Annotated in this window: 11 protein-coding genes; 7 read left to right on the top strand and 4 right to left on the bottom strand. The window is 65.7% G+C overall.

Going from position 1 to position 13,399, the window contains the following annotated elements:
* Window positions 1–948, top strand: a complete 948-nt coding sequence (locus FNL56_RS06265; RefSeq protein ID WP_143571988.1) for a 2-hydroxyacid dehydrogenase — start codon at window positions 1–3, stop codon at window positions 946–948.
* A gap of 186 nt (window positions 949–1,134) precedes the next feature.
* Here FNL56_RS06265 and FNL56_RS28590 read toward each other — a convergent pair whose 3' ends face one another.
* A complete protein-coding gene (locus FNL56_RS28590; protein WP_256365922.1) occupies window positions 1,135–1,260 on the bottom strand; it encodes a hypothetical protein in 126 nt (41 codons plus the stop codon).
* A 98-nt stretch (window positions 1,261–1,358) separates the two neighbouring features.
* Here FNL56_RS28590 and FNL56_RS06260 point away from each other — a divergent pair, with 98 nt between their 5' ends.
* Window positions 1,359–2,180: an aldo/keto reductase gene (locus FNL56_RS06260; RefSeq protein ID WP_143571987.1), complete on the top strand. Its 822-nt coding sequence runs from the start codon at window positions 1,359–1,361 to the stop codon at window positions 2,178–2,180.
* A gap of 185 nt (window positions 2,181–2,365) precedes the next feature.
* On the opposite strand, the gene nikR is transcribed toward FNL56_RS06260, so the two are convergent.
* On the bottom strand, window positions 2,366–2,821 hold the full coding sequence (gene nikR, locus FNL56_RS06255) for a nickel-responsive transcriptional regulator NikR (RefSeq protein ID WP_143571986.1): 456 nt from the start codon (window positions 2,819–2,821) through the stop codon (window positions 2,366–2,368).
* Window positions 2,822–2,914: 93 nt separating this feature from the next.
* Between nikR and FNL56_RS06250 the strand changes: the two genes are divergently transcribed.
* The 4 genes from FNL56_RS06250 (at window position 2,915) to FNL56_RS06235 (ending at window position 9,203) form a co-directional block, all read left to right on the top strand.
* A complete protein-coding gene (locus FNL56_RS06250) occupies window positions 2,915–5,209 on the top strand; it encodes a TonB-dependent receptor (RefSeq protein ID WP_143581838.1) in 2,295 nt (764 codons plus the stop codon).
* Window positions 5,210–5,471: 262 nt separating this feature from the next.
* Window positions 5,472–7,196 (top strand): cation:proton antiporter, encoded by a 1,725-nt coding sequence (locus FNL56_RS06245; protein WP_143571984.1) that lies wholly within the window; start codon window positions 5,472–5,474, stop codon window positions 7,194–7,196.
* 176 nt (window positions 7,197–7,372) lie between these two features.
* Window positions 7,373–8,680: an ATP-binding protein gene (locus FNL56_RS06240; RefSeq protein ID WP_246660880.1), complete on the top strand. Its 1,308-nt coding sequence runs from the start codon at window positions 7,373–7,375 to the stop codon at window positions 8,678–8,680.
* The gene (locus tag FNL56_RS06235; RefSeq protein WP_143571983.1) at window positions 8,670–9,203 is read left to right on the top strand and encodes a response regulator transcription factor; all 534 of its coding nucleotides are present in this window, start codon (window positions 8,670–8,672) and stop codon (window positions 9,201–9,203) included. The genes FNL56_RS06240 and FNL56_RS06235 overlap by 11 nt, the downstream gene beginning before the upstream one ends.
* 73 nt (window positions 9,204–9,276) lie before the next feature.
* Here the strand turns inward: FNL56_RS06235 and FNL56_RS06230 are convergent, their stop codons facing one another.
* Window positions 9,277–10,209, bottom strand: coding sequence for a LysR family transcriptional regulator (locus FNL56_RS06230; protein WP_143571982.1), 933 nt, complete (start codon window positions 10,207–10,209; stop codon window positions 9,277–9,279).
* 103 nt (window positions 10,210–10,312) lie between these two features.
* On the opposite strand from FNL56_RS06230, the gene FNL56_RS06225 reads away from it, so the two are divergent.
* Complete coding sequence (locus FNL56_RS06225; RefSeq protein ID WP_143571981.1) at window positions 10,313–11,830, top strand: CoA-acylating methylmalonate-semialdehyde dehydrogenase; 1,518 nt, start codon at window positions 10,313–10,315, stop codon at window positions 11,828–11,830.
* Between the two features lie 210 nt (window positions 11,831–12,040).
* On the opposite strand, the gene FNL56_RS06220 is transcribed toward FNL56_RS06225, so the two are convergent.
* Entirely contained in the window at window positions 12,041–13,381 is a 1,341-nt protein-coding gene (locus tag FNL56_RS06220; RefSeq protein ID WP_441351272.1) for an aspartate aminotransferase family protein, read from the bottom strand.
* Window positions 13,382–13,399: the final 18 nt, after the last annotated feature.

Here is a 13,399-nt window from a genome sequence, read left to right as displayed (position 1 = left end):
ATGTCGTCTGACGTCTCGCACTGCGTTCTGCTCGCCAAGAATCTCGACCTGCGCCGCCACCTCGCGTCTGAAATCGAAAGGCTCAAGGGCCGCGTCCATTTCGTCGATCACCGTTCCGGCCACGAGGACGACGTCACGCTCGCCGTCGCCTGGTATCCGCACGACGATGCGTTCGCGCATTATCCCAATCTGAAGGCGGTGTGTTCGATCGCCGCCGGCGCCGACAGCATCGTGATGAACCCCAGCCTGCGCGACGGCATCGAGGTGGTCCGTGTCGTCGAGCCGGCGCAGGCCGAGATGATGTCGACCTTCGTGGTGTGGCACGTGATCTGGCATCAGCGTCGCTTCGCCACCTATCTGGCACAGCAGCGCGACCGCGTCTGGCAGCGGCTCGGCCAGCGCATCACCAGCGAGGTCAGCGTCGGCCTGCTCGGCTATGGCGCGATCGGCGCCCGCGTCGCGGCGGATCTCGCCGCGCTCGGCTTTCCGGTCAAGGTATGGAGCCGCAGCCCGAAGCCTACACCTTCCGGCATTATCGGCTTCCACGGCACCGGGGGCCTGGCTTTGATGCTGGCCGAAACCGAAGTGCTGATCAATCTGCTGCCGCTGACCGCGGAAACCGCCAACATCCTCAATGCCGACAATTTCGGCCGCATGAAGCGCGGCGGCTACCTGATCCAGGTCGGCCGCGGCGAACATCTGGTCGAAGCCGATCTATTGGCCGCGCTCGACAGCGGGCAATTATCGGGGGCGTCGCTCGACGTCTTCGTCGGCGAGCCGCTACGCCGCGACCATCCATTCTGGTCGCACCCCGGCATCATGCTGACCCCGCACGACGCCTGCGACGTCACCCTGCCCGCGGTCGGCGAAACCATCTGGGCCACCGCGCAAGCCGTCAAGGCCGGCGTGCGGCCGAAAGATGCGGTGGACAGGGTCAGGGGATATTAAAACAATCATTGCCGCATCGACGCGCCGGCCATGCGCTCCCTCTCCCCCATTGGGGAGAGGGCTGGGGTGAGGGGGCACCGGCCTATCGATAGTCCGCGCCCCTCACCCGACCGGCCTCGCTTCGCTCTGCCGATCGACCTCTCCCCAACGGGGAGAGGTGAAGAAGAGAGCGCCTGGCGATATCTTTTACTTCGCCAGCCAGAAGCCGCCCAGCACCAGCACGACGGCGAGTGTCACGATAATCCCCATCACCGCGCCAATGATGGCGAGCAGTCCGTGGCTGTCCAGCCAGCCGCGCAACGCTTTCTCCATGCTTAAACCTCCCGCCGAATTGAATGTTGTTTATGTTGGGGCCAGCGTATCAAGCCCTCGCCCCGCCGTCTCGCGCTTTTGCGCCATCAGGAGAAATCATGGAACCGCTGTACACAAAGGGCATCGCCCTGCCCCGCCTCGGCCTCGGCACCTTCCGCCTGCAGGGCGACGGCTGCCGCGCCGCGGTCGAGGGCGCAATCGGCCTCGGCTATCGCCACATCGACACCGCCGAGATGTATGGCAACGAGGCCGAGGTCGGTGACGCTATCCAGGCGTCCGGCATCAAGCGCGCCGACCTGCACGTCACGACGAAAGTCTGGCACGAGAACCTCGCCCCCGACGCGATCCGCAAGGCGTTCGATGCCAGCCTGGCCAAGCTGAAGCTCGACCATGTCGATCTCTATCTGGTGCACTGGCCCTCGAAGACCATGCAGCTCGGCGCCGTGATGGAGACGCTGATGAAGCTGAAGGACGAAGGTCGCACCCGCGCGATCGGCGTCGCCAATTTCACCGTGTCGTTGCTCCGGCAGGCCGTCGAGGAGATCGGCGCGCCGATCGCCTGCAACCAGGTCGAATATCATGTGCTGCTGGAGCAGACCAAGGTGCTGGCCTATCTGCGCAGCAAGGGTATTCCGCTGGTCGCCTATTGCCCGCTGGCGCAGGGCAAGATCACCGACAACGAGGTGCTGCAGAAGATCGGCGCCAAACACGGCGCCAGTGCCGCGCAGGTCGCGCTGAAATGGCTGCTCGACCAGGACAATGTCGCGGCGATTCCAAAAGCCTCGCGCGCCGAGAGCCAGCAGGCCAATCTAGACGCGCTGAACGTCACGCTGGACGATGCCGACCGCGCGGCGATCGCAGCCCTGCCGAAGAACCAGCGCCTGGTGAATCCGGCGGCGTTTGCGCCGGATTGGGATTGAAGTTCTTTCTTCCCTCTCCCCTTGTGGGAGAGGGCGGATCGAACCGCGAAGCGGTTCGAGACGGGTGAGGGGTAGCCACAAGCTCCGAGCCTAGTACCCCCTCATCCGTCACGGCCTTCGGCCGTGCCACCTTCTCCCACAAGGGGAGAAGGAAGAAAGAGACCCGTCGTCAATTGAGACCACCGCTATTTGTGCGTATGCGGCTTCCTGGCTGGCTTCTTCGCCGCTGACTTTCCCCCCGTCGGCATCATCACCACCCGACCATACTTCACGCCGCGCTCGGCGATGATGTGATCGGCGAAATGCTGCACCTCCCGGCCAGGGCCGCGCAGCGCGGTGACCTCCATGCAATTGTCGTCGTCGAGATGGACATGCAGCGTCGCCAGCGCGAGGTCGTGATGGTGGTGATAGGTGTCGACCAGCCGGCTCGACAGGTCGCGCGCCGCATGGTCGTAGACGTAGACCAGCGCCGCGACGCAGTCGCCGCCCTTGTCCTGGCCCTTGTCCTGCGATGCCTGCTGCATCCCGGCACGGGCGAAATCGCGGATCGCCTCGGAGCGGTTCTGATAGCCGTGCGCGGCGATCATCGCATCCAACTCGTCCATCAAATCGTCGTCGAGCGTGATCGTAATGCGTTGCATGGGCTCTCCCGAAAAGTATGATGAAATTTGACATAGATCATACTCTATGTGTCATGATGCGCTTGCCGACCAGCATAGCTCATCGAACACATCATGCATCGCGTCCCGTTGCCATCGGCCGGACTGGGGCTTGTCATCTCGCTCGCCGCTGCCGCGCCGAGCCACGCCCAGAGCCGTACCACTCTATCTCCGGTCGAGGTGATCGCGCCGGACCGGCATGCCGCGCCGCCCCGCAAGCCGCGGCCCCCCATGCAGAGCGACCGACGTGTCGCGCAGCGGGCGGAGCCGACGGCCGGTGCAACCGCCGGCGCCGTCGCAGCCGCGGCCAGGGCAGCCTTCGCGGCGCCGTCTCCGCCAGCCACAGCCAGCGAGAAGCGCGTCAGCGGCGCCGAAATCAATGCGCGGCCGTTCTCGCGGCCCGCCGAAGCCCTTGAAGTCGTACCCGGCCTGATCGTCACCCAGCACTCCGGCGACGGCAAGGCCAACCAGTATTTTTTGCGCGGCGTGAATCTGGATCATGGCACCGATCTGGCGATCTCGATCGACGGCATGCCCGTCAACATGCGCACGCACGGCCACGGCCAGGGCTACGCCGATCTCAATTTCCTGATTCCCGAACTGATCGGCTCCGTCAACATCCGCAAAGGCCCGTATTTCGCCGACGAAGGTGACTTCTCCTCGGCGGGCGCGGTGCATATCGGCCTGCTCGCCAGCGTGGCGCGCACGATGGCTTCGATCACCTCGGGCAGCTTCGGCTACCGCCGCGGCTTCGGCGTCACCTCGACAAAACTCGGCGAAGGCACGCTGCTGGTGGCCGGCGAGGCGCAGACCCATAACGGCCCGTGGGACAATCCCGACGAATTACGCAAACTCAACGGCGTGATGCGCTACAGCCAGGGTACCGCGACCGACGGCTTTTCGCTGACCGCGATGGCCTATGCCAACCAATGGAATTCCACCGACCAGGTGCCATCGCGCGCCATCGCCTCGGGCCAGATCGGCCGCTTTGGTGCGCTCGACCCCTCCGACGGCGGGAATGCCAGCCGTTTCTCGCTGTCCGGCACCTTCGCGCAGAGCGATGACGGCGGCTCGTCGAAGGCGAATTTCTACGTCATCAAGAGCTCGCTGAATCTCTGGAACAACTTTACGTACTATCTCTCCAATCCGGTCGGTGGCGATCAATTCCATCAGCATGACGACCGCGTGCTCGGAGGCTTCAGCGCGTCGCATAATTTCAACCACCAGTTCGCCGGCCTGCGGATGCAGACCGAGGTCGGCGTGCAGACCCGTTACGACGACATCCGGCTCGACCTGAACAACAGCGTGAAGCGCCAGTTTACTTCCGCGATCCGCTCCGATGCGGTGAAGGAAGGCAGCGTCGGCCTGTTCGTGCAGAATACGGTGTTCTGGACCGACTGGCTGCGCACCACCGCCGGCTGGCGCGGCGATGCCTACAACGCCTCGGTCGCTTCGTTCTTCAACGCAGCGAATTCCGGCTCGGCCCGGGCCTTCATCGGCAGCCCGAAGGTCGGCGTCGTCTTCGGCCCGTTCGCGCACACCGAACTGTTCCTCAATGCCGGCGAGGGCTTTCACAGCAACGATGCCCGCGGCGTCACCATCTCGGAATCGCCGGTCGATGGCTCGGCGGTGTCGCGCTCGCCGTTCCTGGTAAAGACCAAAGGCGCCGAAGTCGGGCTGCGCAGCCAGTTTCTGCCGGGCCTCACCAGCTCGGTCGCGCTGTTCATGCTGGATTCTGCGTCCGAGATCCTGTTCGTCGGCGACGCCGGCGATACCGTGGCCAGCCGCTCCAGCCGGCGCGTCGGCGTCGAGTGGACCAATGACTGGCGCCCGCGGCCCTGGCTGTCGCTGGAAGGCGACATCGCCGTCACCCGCGCGCGGTTCCGCAGCGACAATCCCGAACAGGCCGCGGCCTATGACGAACTCGCAGGCTATCCGGCGTCGCAGGTCGGCAATGCGCCGGGCAACCTGATCCCCGGCGCGCCGAACATGGTGGCTTCGGCCGGTATCCGGCTGGGCGAGGCCACCGGCTGGTTCGGCGCGCTGCGCTATCGTTATTTCGGGCCGCGTCCGCTGACCGAGGACGGCGCCTTCGTCTCGCCCGCCGCCGGCCTGTTGAACGGGCAACTCGGCTATCGCTTTGCCAATGGCTGGCGCATTCAGCTCGACGGCTTCAACCTGCTCGGCAGCCAGACCGACCAGATCACCTACGCCTACGGCTCGCTTCTGAAGTCCGATACGCTCTATGGCATGTGCTTCTCCGGCACGCCGACCGCGCCCGCCGCCGTCTGCCAGACCGGCGTGTTGGACCGCGTGCTGCACCCGGTCGAACCGCTGGCGCTGCGGGTGACGGTGGCGGGGACGTTCTGATTCTTCCCTCTCCCCCGCGCGAAGCGAAGCTTCGCTAGGTGGGAGAGGGTGGATCGACCGCGAAGCGGTCGAGACGGGTGAGGGGGTGCCACCAACTCCGAAGCCACGGCCCCCTCATCCGACCGCGCTTCGCGCGGCCACCTTCTCCCACAAGGGGAGAAGGAAGATGGAGCGCCTTCGCACCCAAGACCGCTCTGATTTACCGCTTTGCCCCCGGTTCCGTCGCCTTTACACTGTCGCGACACCGAAAACTGGCAGGCGCATGCACGATCTGATCCGCGACATCACGCTGTGTATCCTGTTTGCGTGGGGCATCGGGCTTGCCGCGCATTTCTTCAAGCAGCCGCTGATCCTGGCCTATCTGGTCGCCGGCTTCATCATCGGGCCGTTCGGCATCGGCTGGGTCCAGTCCGAGGAATCCATTAAGACCATCTCCGAACTCGGCCTGATCTTCATGTTGTTCATGATCGGGCTGGAGATCGACCTCAAGAAGATCATTCGCGCCGGCCGCGTCATCCTGATCGCCGCAGGCGGGCAGTTGATCGTCGGCTGCCTGCTCGGCGGGCTGTTCTTCATGGCGCTCGGCCTGCCGCTGGCCAATGGCAAGTTCGACGCGCTGTATCTCGCCATCGCCTGCGCGCTGTCTTCCACCGTCGTGATCGTCAAGGTGCTGTACGAGAAGCGCGAGCTCGACACGTTGCCCGGCCGCATCACGCTCGGCATATTGGTGCTGCAGGACATCTTTGCGATCCTGTTCCTCGCGGTGCAGCCGAGCCTGGCCGACCTGCAGATCGGCGTCATCCTGCTGTCGATCGCCCGCGTCGGCGCGCTGGTCGCGACCGCGCTGATCCTCAGCCGCTACATCCTGCCGCATCTGTTCCACCAGATCGCACGACGCCCCGAACTGGTGCTGCTCGGCGCGCTGGCGTGGTGCTTCCTGATCGGCGAGATCGCCGAGCGGCTGCATCTGTCGCGCGAGATGGGATCCCTGGTGGCCGGCGTCTCGCTGTCGACCTTCCCCTACGCGCTCGACGTCACCGCCAAGGTCACGACGCTGCGCGACTTCTTCATCACGCTGTTCTTCGTCGCCGTCGGCATGACCATCCCGGTGCCGAACGGCTCGGTGATCGGCCTGGCGCTTCTGATCGCAGGCTTCACCGTGGTCAGCCGCGTGCTGACCACCTTCGTGCCGCTATACCTGATGCGGCAGGGGCTGCGCGCCAGCCTGCTGCCGGCACTCAATCTCGCGCAGATCAGCGAGTTCTCGCTGGTGGTGCTGCAGACCGGTATCGCCGCCGGCCACATCACCACCCAGACCTCCAGCGCCACCTCCTTTGCCTTCGTGCTGCTCGCCGTGATCTCGACCTTCGCGATGGGCCGTTCGGACGCGATCATCCGCGCGCTGATCGGCCCCTTGAAGCGGCTCGGCCTGCGCGATCTCGACCACGGCCAGCAGGACGACGCCGCGCATGCCGGCCACGGCCACGCCCGCCGCATCGTCGTCCTCGGCTTCTACCGCGCCGCCTCGGCGCTGCTCAGCGAGATCGAGCGCCAGAACAGCTCGCTGCTCGAGCAGATCAGCGTGATCGACTTCAACCCCAACGTGTTCCGTACCCTGGCCGAGCGCGGCCAGCACGTGATCTACGGCGACATCAGCAATGTCGATACGCTGGTCCATGCCGGCGTGGGCGCAGCCGAGATCATCATCCTCAGCGTGCCCGACGCGCTGTTGAAGGGCGCCAGCAATGAGAAGCTGGTGCGTCACGTCCGCGCCATCAACCCGACCGCCAGGATCATCGCCACCGCCGACTTCCTGGCCGATGTCGCCGATATCTACGCCGCGGGCGCCGATTACGTCACGGTCACCCGCCTCAGCGACGCCCATACGCTCTACGAGGCGATCGACGCCGCCGACCAGGGCCTGCTTGCTGAAAAGCGCGCCGAACTCGACGGCCAGCTCGCCGAACGCCGCGAAGTGCTGCCGTAGTCTTTCGCCCCGCCTCCCGGCTGTCGACGCGCAGCGCCGCGCCGGCCAAAGGGTGAAAACCGCGCGGGCGGCAAGTCGGTAAGATCAGCGGCCTCGTGATGCGGCCGGCGGCGTGCTAGAGCGTGGGGCCGTCACGCCCTGCCCCGCCAAACCCGGCCAGATCACCGAGAGCCCCCTTGAGTTCGATCCCCGATTCGATCCAGGAGATTACCAACCGCAAGAACCTGCTGCTGCTCGTGACGCTGCGCTGGGTCGCGGTGGCCGGGCAGATCGCCGCAATTGCGATCACCAGTTTCTGGCTCGAAATCCGGCTGCCGATCTGGCAGATGGCCGCGGTAATCGCGTTCCTGATCACGCTGAACCTGGTGACCCTTTACCGTTATGGCAGCGGCGCCGTCATCACCAATGCCGAGCTGTTCGTCGACCTGCTGCTCGACGTTGCGACGCTGACGATGCTGCTCTATCTCAGCGGCGGCGCCACCAATCCCTTCGTCACCCTGTTCCTGCTGCAGGCGGTACTCGGCGCCGTGCTGCTGCAGCCATGGTCGAGCTGGACCATCGTCGCGGTGACCAGCGGCTGCTTCCTGTGGCTCACGGTCGCCTATCACGACATCGGCTTCACGATGTCGGAACCCGCCGCGGCGCATTCGCGGCTGTTCGACCTGCACATCTACGGCATGTTCCTCTGCTTCCTGCTGGCCGCGGCCCTGCTGGTGCTGTTCATCACCCGCATCAATCGCAACCAGCGCGAACAGGACATGCGTTTTGCCGAACTGCGCCAGCAGACCGCCGAGGAGGAACACATCGTGCGCATGGGCCTGCTCGCTTCCGGGGCCGCACACGAGCTCGGCACGCCGCTGGCGACGCTGTCGGTGATCCTGAACGACTGGGAGCGGATGCCGATCTTCCGGGCCGATGGCGAGATCGCCACCGAGCTCTCCGAGATGCAGGGCCAGCTCAATCGCTGCAAGACGATCGTGTCCGGCATCCTGCAATCCTCCGGCGAGGCGCGCGGCGAGAACTCGGAGCGCACCAGCATCGTCGACTTCATCGACGGCGTGGTCGAGGACTGGGAAGACAGCCGCAATCCGGCCCGGCTGGACTACAACAATCGCATCGAGCCGGATTTCGCGATCGCCTCCGACCTCCTGTTGCAGCAGGTGCTGTTCAACGTGCTGGACAATGCGCTGGAAGCCTCGCCCGGACTGGTCTCGATCGACGTCGACACCCGGGACGACCTGCTGCTGATCGCGGTGCGCGACGCCGGCCCCGGCTTCAAGACGGAAATGCTGGCGGAATTCGGCAAGCCGTACCGCTCGACCAAGCAGCGGCCGGGCAGCGGGCTCGGCCTATTCCTGGTCGTCAACGTGCTGCGCAAGCTCGGCGGACAGGCGCGGGCCGCCAACCGGCCCGCCGGCGGCGCGGTCGTGGAACTCAGCCTGCCGATCGCCGCTCTATCCGTCGAGGTGGCCGATGGAGAATGACCGCACGCTGGTGATCGTCGAAGACGACGCCTCGTTTGCGCGCGCGCTGAAGCGCTCGTTCGAGCGACGCGGCTATTCCGTCACGCTGTGCGAAGGGCTCGACGGTGTCGCCGCGCTGCTGGCAGCATCGCCGCCGGATTATGCCGTGGTCGATCTCAAGCTGAACGGCGGCTCGGGGCTGGAATGCGTCAAGCTGCTGCACGCCGCCGACGCCGAGATGCCGATCGTGGTGCTGACCGGCTTTGCCAGCATCGCCACCGCCGTCGAGGCCATCAAGCTCGGCGCCTGTCACTACCTCGCCAAGCCTTCGAATACCGACGACATCGAGGCCGCCTTCAAGAAGGCGACCGGCGACAGTACCATCCCGCTCACCAGCCGGCCGACGTCGATCAAGAGCCTGGAATGGGAGCGCATCCACGAGACGCTGGTGGAAACCGAATTCAACGTCTCGGAGACCGCGCGGCGCCTCGGCATGCACCGCCGCACGCTGGCGCGCAAACTCGCCAAGCGGCCGTTGAACTGAGGCGCGAGGCGCTGCTCTCTCCTGTCGTCCCGCGAACGCGGGGGCGACAAGACGTACGTGGCAGCGTTCTCGACTACTTCGAAAATCCGTCCTGCAACTTTTCCCGCAGGAACGCGACAAGCGCGTGGACCGTGCGCGGCACGTGGGTCGCGTAGGGCCGGATCGCGAACAGGTGCTCGCCGAAGGCGCCGGTGACCCGCCAGTCCGGCAGCACGACCTGCAGCCGGCCGCGCGCGATGTCGGCCTGCGCGGAGAAGTCCGGCAACAGCGCAATGCCGAGTCCCGCCAATGCTGCTTCGCGCAGCGCCTCGCTGTTATTGGCCGCGAAGCTGCCGGCGATCTTGACGGTGACGCGTTCGCCGGCGCCGGCGCGCGGCGCGACGGTCCAGGTCGGTGTCGCGCTGCCGCGCAGATAGTGCAGGCAATCATGGGTGGCGAGATCCGCGGGCCGCAGCGGCGCGCCGCGTCGGCGCAGATAGCCACGGGTCGCCACCAGCAGCGAGCGGGTATCGCATAATTTCCACGCCACATGCGTATCCGGCACGCTCTGCACGTGGCGCACCGCGAGATCGAAGCCCTCCTTGGCCAGCGAGCTGAGATGATCCGACAGTTCCAGCTCGATGCGGATGCCCGGGTGCAATCGCAGGAAGTCCGGGAGCACCGGCACGATCTGCTGCCGGCCCAGCGCCACCGGCACCGTCACGCGCAGTAGCCCGCGCGGCGCGGCGGCGAGATCCTTCGCCGAGGCAAAGCTGCGCTCGATCTCGGCGAAGTTTCCCCGCGTCGAATCGACCAAATGCTGGCCGGCCTCGGTCAGCCGCACGCTGCGCGTGGTGCGGCGGACCAGCGGCACGCCGGTGGCCTGTTCCAACTCGCCGATGCGGTGGCTCATCGCTGCCTTGCTGACGCCGAGCCGGCCCGCCGCCGCCGTGAAGCTGCCGGCTTCGGCCAGCACGCCGAGCCAGTGCAGATGCGACCACAGCGATTCCACCTTCTTCGTTTTCATGGCTGCATTGTTCAATATTATGAACAGTCCGTCCAATCCTTTGAGCTGTGGCGACAGGCCCCGCGCCGCTAAACAGGCGCATCGCTTCAACCGGGGATCCCGCATGACCACGCCCGCCTTCACTGCCTCCCACGACGTCGGCAATTTCATCGACGGCGCGCCCGTCCACCTCGCGTCCAACCGCAAGCAGGCGGTCTACAACCCGGCGACCGGCGCCGTCGCGCGCCAGCTGGTGCTGTCGACCGTGCAGGAAGTCGATGACGCAGTAAAAAGCGCGCGCCGCGCGTTCCCGGCCTGGGCCGACATGCCGCCGATCCGCCGCGCCCGCATCATGAACAAGTTCCTGGCGCTGATGAACCAGCACACCGACGAACTGGCGGCGATGATCACCGCCGAGCATGGCAAGGTGTTTTCGGATGCGCAGGGCGAAGTCGCGCGCGGCATCGACATCATCGAATTCGCCTGCGGCATCCCGCAGCTCCTGAAGGGCGACTACACCGACCAGGTCTCCACCGGGATCGACAACTGGACGATGCGCCAGCCGCTCGGCGTCGTCGCCGGCATCACGCCGTTCAACTTCCCGGTCATGGTGCCGTGCTGGATGTTCCCCGTCGCGATCGCCGCCGGCAACTGCTTCATTCTGAAGCCCAGCGAGCGCGATCCCTCGCCGGCTCTGTTCATGGCCGATCTCCTGATGAAGGCCGGGCTGCCGAAGGGCGTGTTCAACGTCGTGCAGGGCGACAAGGTCGTCGTCGATGCGCTGCTGCAGCATGACGGCGTCTCCGCCGTCTCGTTCGTCGGCTCGACCCCGATCGCGCATTACGTGCACCAGCAGGGCTCGCAATATGGCAAGCGCGTGCAGGCCTTGGGCGGCGCGAAGAACCACATGGTCGTCATGCCCGACGCCAACCTCGACCAGGCGGTCGACGCGCTGATCGGCGCCGGCTATGGCTCGGCCGGCGAGCGCTGCATGGCGATCTCGGTCGCGGTACTGGTCGGCGACGTCGCCGACAAGATCGTCCCGATGCTGGCCGAGCGCGTCAAGAAGCTGCAGATCCTCAACGGCATGGAAGCCGCGGCCGAAATGGGCCCGGTCGTGACCAAGCAGGCGCTGGAGCGCATTGAAGGCTATATCGGCCTCGGCGTCGAGGAAGGCGCCACGCTGGTCTGCGACGGCCGCGGCATCAAGGTCAAAGGCCATGAGGAAGGCTTCTTCACCGGCGGCACATTGTTCGACAACGTCACGACGGAAATGAGGATCTACAAGGAAGAGATCTTCGGACCGGTGCTGGCCTGCGTCCGCGTCAAGGATTTTGCCGAGGCGCTGCAGATCATCAACGACCACGAATTCGGCAACGGCGTGTCGTGCTACACCCGCGACGGCAATGTCGCCCGCGAGTTCTCGCGCCGCGTCCAGGTCGGCATGGTCGGCATCAACGTGCCGATCCCGGTGCCGATGGCCTGGCACGGCTTCGGCGGCTGGAAGCGCAGCCTGTTCGGCGACATGCATGCTTACGGCGAGGAAGGCGTGCGATTCTACACCAAGCAGAAGTCGATCATGCAGCGCTGGCCGGAAAGCACAGACCACGGCGCCGAGTTCGCGATGCCGGTGTCGAAGTAAACCTTACTCGCCCGCGAAGCGAAGCGCCGGTCTTCACCACTCCCCGTTGGGGAGAGGTCGACCGGCGAAGCCGGGCGGGTGAGGGGCATTGGCGCCGTCGATCAGCCTGCGCCCCCTCACCCGGATTGCTTCGCAATCCGACCTCTCCCCAACGGGGAGAGGTGATTGAGAGCACGGCGCGAGGGCGCCTTCGCTTACCCTGCGATCTGGCTACAGCGTCGCGAACACCTTTTCGGTTTCGCTCAGCAGCCGGTCCGCATGGGCTTCCGAGAACACCAGCGGCGGACGGATTTTCAGCGTGTTGGCGGCAGCACCCGTTGCCGAGATCAGCACACGGCGGGCGCGCAGGCCGTTCACCACCGCCGCAGCTGCCGCGGCATCCGGCTCCTTGGTGGTGCGGTCCTGCACCATCTCGACGCCAACATAGAGGCCGGATCCCCGGATATCGCCGATCTGCTCAAAGCGCTTCGCCAGGTCCGTAAAGCCATCGCGCAGCAGTTTTCCGACGCGCAGCGAATTCTCCAGCAGCTTCTCGTCCCGAATGACATTGAGCACGGCCTGTGCCGCGGCCATCGCCACCGAATTGCCGCCGAAGGTGTTGAAGTAGCGGTTGTCGCGGCCGAAATTCTGCACGACCGAAGGCGACAGCGCGACCGCGGCCACCGGATAGCCATTGCCCATCGGCTTGCCCATCGTGACGATATCCGGCGCGATATTGTGGCGCTGGTAGCCCCACAATTTCTCGCCACTGCGACCGAAGCCGGACTGCACTTCGTCGGCGATGAACAAGCCGCCGGCCTTGTGCACGACGTCGCGCACCGGGCCCAGCACATCGGTCGGATGCGAAAAGATGCCGTCGGAAGAGAACATCGAATCGGCGATGAAGGCGGCGAGGCCCTCGCCGCGGCGCTCCAGATCCTCGATCTCCTTTGCGACGTGCGCCGCCATCATCGGGCCGATCTGGTCCGGCGGCACGCGGTAGGAATCCGGCGCCGGCACGCGGCGCACCCACGCCCCCAAGGGCGACTGCGCGCCGAGCGACGGCGAGAAGCTAGCGGTGAGGTCGGAATTGCCGTGATAGGCCTCATCGGTGACGATGATGCCCTGCTTGCCGGTGTAATGCCTCGCGATGCGCAACGCGAGGTCATTGGCTTCCGATCCGGTGCAGGTGAACATCACATGCTTGAGGTTGTCGGCATGGGTGCCGAGCAGGTCCTCGGCATAGTTCAGAATGCCTTCCTGGATGTAGCGCGTGTGCGTGCACAGCGTGCCGAGCTGCTCGCTGATGGCGGCGACGACGCGCGGATGGCAGTGCCCGACCGAGACGACGTTGTTGTAGGCGTCGAGATATTCATGGCCTTCGGAATCATACAGCAGCACGCCCTTCGCGCGCGCGACCTCGACGGGGTCCTTGTAGAACAGCCGGTAGGCGGGACCGAGCACCGCGGCGCGGCGCTCGACCAGCTGACGGCTGCGCTCGCTCAAGCCCGCCGCGCTGGCGGGATCGAAGGCGTTGTTCATCTTGCCGCGCGGGGCCGTGATGGCGTTCATGCGAAATTCCTCTGTCGC

Source organism: Tardiphaga sp. vice304, assembly GCF_007018905.1.
Taxonomy (GTDB): Bacteria; Pseudomonadota; Alphaproteobacteria; order Rhizobiales; family Xanthobacteraceae; genus Tardiphaga.
This window is presented reverse-complemented; position numbering and strand designations above follow the sequence as displayed.

Excerpts from the sequence above, each read along its gene's own strand:
- FNL56_RS06245 (WP_143571984.1), top strand. The coding sequence starts at position 5,472 with ATGCACGATCTGATCCGCGACATCACGCTGTGTATCCTGTTTGCGTGG.
- FNL56_RS06220 (WP_441351272.1), bottom strand. The coding sequence starts at position 13,381 with ATGAACGCCATCACGGCCCCGCGCGGCAAGATGAACAACGCCTTCGAT.
- FNL56_RS06225 (WP_143571981.1), top strand. The coding sequence starts at position 10,313 with ATGACCACGCCCGCCTTCACTGCCTCCCACGACGTCGGCAATTTCATC.
- FNL56_RS06260 (WP_143571987.1), top strand. The coding sequence starts at position 1,359 with ATGGAACCGCTGTACACAAAGGGCATCGCCCTGCCCCGCCTCGGCCTC.
- FNL56_RS06250 (WP_143581838.1), top strand. The coding sequence starts at position 2,915 with ATGCATCGCGTCCCGTTGCCATCGGCCGGACTGGGGCTTGTCATCTCG.
- nikR (WP_143571986.1), bottom strand. The coding sequence starts at position 2,821 with ATGCAACGCATTACGATCACGCTCGACGACGATTTGATGGACGAGTTG.
- FNL56_RS06235 (WP_143571983.1), top strand. The coding sequence starts at position 8,670 with ATGGAGAATGACCGCACGCTGGTGATCGTCGAAGACGACGCCTCGTTT.
- FNL56_RS06230 (WP_143571982.1), bottom strand. The coding sequence starts at position 10,209 with ATGAAAACGAAGAAGGTGGAATCGCTGTGGTCGCATCTGCACTGGCTC.
- FNL56_RS06265 (WP_143571988.1), top strand. The coding sequence starts at position 1 with ATGTCGTCTGACGTCTCGCACTGCGTTCTGCTCGCCAAGAATCTCGAC.
- FNL56_RS28590 (WP_256365922.1), bottom strand. The coding sequence starts at position 1,260 with ATGGAGAAAGCGTTGCGCGGCTGGCTGGACAGCCACGGACTGCTCGCC.